Source organism: Microbacterium sp. zg.Y909, from assembly GCF_024626565.1.
This window is the reverse complement of record NZ_JANJFJ010000625.1, coordinates 1-1,616: the sequence shown is the minus strand read 5'-3', so window position 1 is coordinate 1,616 and position 1,616 is coordinate 1. Positions and strand designations below refer to the sequence as shown.

Annotated in this window: 1 protein-coding gene; it reads right to left on the bottom strand. The window is 76.1% G+C overall.

The window, feature by feature from the left end:
• On the bottom strand, nt 1-1,616 hold a 1,616-nt coding region (gene cofG, locus NQ160_RS23550), incomplete at both ends, for a 7,8-didemethyl-8-hydroxy-5-deazariboflavin synthase CofG (RefSeq protein WP_257517421.1).

Here is a 1,616-nt window from a genome sequence, read left to right as displayed (position 1 = left end):
GTCCCGCCCAGGTCGTCGGCGCCCGCGCGCAGCAGCACGGCGGCGGCATCCCGGCCGAGGCGCGGCCACGGCACCTGGATGTGCGGGATCGAGCCGTTGAGGGCCAGTCGCGCGACCGCAACCATGGCGCGGTGCTCGTCGATGGCCGCGCGCCCGGGCACGAGCGGCACGCCACCGGCCGGGGCGGGCAGCGGGATCGGCACGAACTCGGTGAAGCCGCCTCCGGCGCGGGCAGCCGTCGCGGCATCCTGCAGGCGGCGGAGGAGACGCAGGTGCGCGACGCGCTCTGCGGCCGTCTCGACGTGCCCGTAGAACAGCACGCTCGTCGAGCGGAAGCCGTGGCGATGGGCGGCGGAGATGCCCTCGATCCAGCGGTCGACCTCGAGGTCGGTGGGGAAGAGGGCGGCGCGCACCCGCTCGGCGGCGACCTTCACACCGGTGCCGGGCACCGTGTCGACGCCGGCGTCGCGCATCGCCGCGAGGGCGCCGTCCAGGCCCAGACCCCCGCGGTCGGCGAGGTCCCATACGTCCTGCGGGCGGTAGGCGTGCAGGTGGATGCCGGGGGCCGCGGCCTTCACCGCGCGGGCGATGGCCAGGTAGCCGGCGGGGTCCTCGGTCGCCGGCAGCAGGCCCTGGACGCACAGTTCGGTCGCGCCGAGATCGGCCGCGTCGGCGGCGATCGCTGCGACGTCGGCGAGGTCGAACTCGTCGGGCGCGGCCGCGCCGCGCGAGCGGAAGCCGCTGGAGGTCAGGTTGCGGTTGACCACGAGGCTCACCGCCTCGCCCACCGTGTAGCGCCGCACGTCGTCGGCGGTCGCGACGACGGACTCGAGGTCGGTGCCGGTGGCCAGCAGCAGCCGGGCCCAGTCGTCGTCGCCGAGGCTCAGCGGGTCGTCGGCCGCTTCTTCGGCGAGGCGGGCGATGGAGCTGCCGGCGCCCTCGCGTGCAGAACGTCGCCGATCCGCCTCGGGCGACCCCGAAACCGGGCCGTCGGCCGCGCCCTCGCGGGGATCGCCGACGCTGTGCACGCCGGCCTCCGCAGAAGCAACGGCCGCAAGCCCCGACACCGGGTCGGCCAGCGCCGCGACCGGCGCGTGCATCGCCGGGTCGAGCCACTCGTCGGCGGGCTGGATGTACTCCGGGTGGGCGGTGAGGCGCTCGCGCAGTTCGAAGCCGAGGTCGGCGGTGCGGCGCGCCAGGTCGTCCAGGTGCGGCCAGGGTCGCTCGGGGTTGACGTGGTCGGCGGTCACGGGCGACACCCCGCCCCAGTCGTCCGCGCCCGCCCGCACCAGCAGAGCGAACTCCGTCGGATCCGACAGGTTCGGCGGCACCTGCACCCGCGTGCGCGGTCCCAGCACGAGACGCGCAACGGCGACGGCCGCGACATACTCCCGCAGGTCCGCGTCCGGTGCGGACTGCGCCGCCGTCTGCGGCTTGGCGCGGAAGTTCTGCACGATCACCTCCTGCACGTGCCCGTGGCGCTCGTGCGCGTCGCGGATGGCCACGAGCGACTCCGCCCGGTCCCGCAGCGTCTCGCCGATGCCGACGAGGATGCCGGTGGTGAACGGCACCCGCGCCCGGCCGGCGTCGTCGATGACCCGCAGCCGCACGGCGGG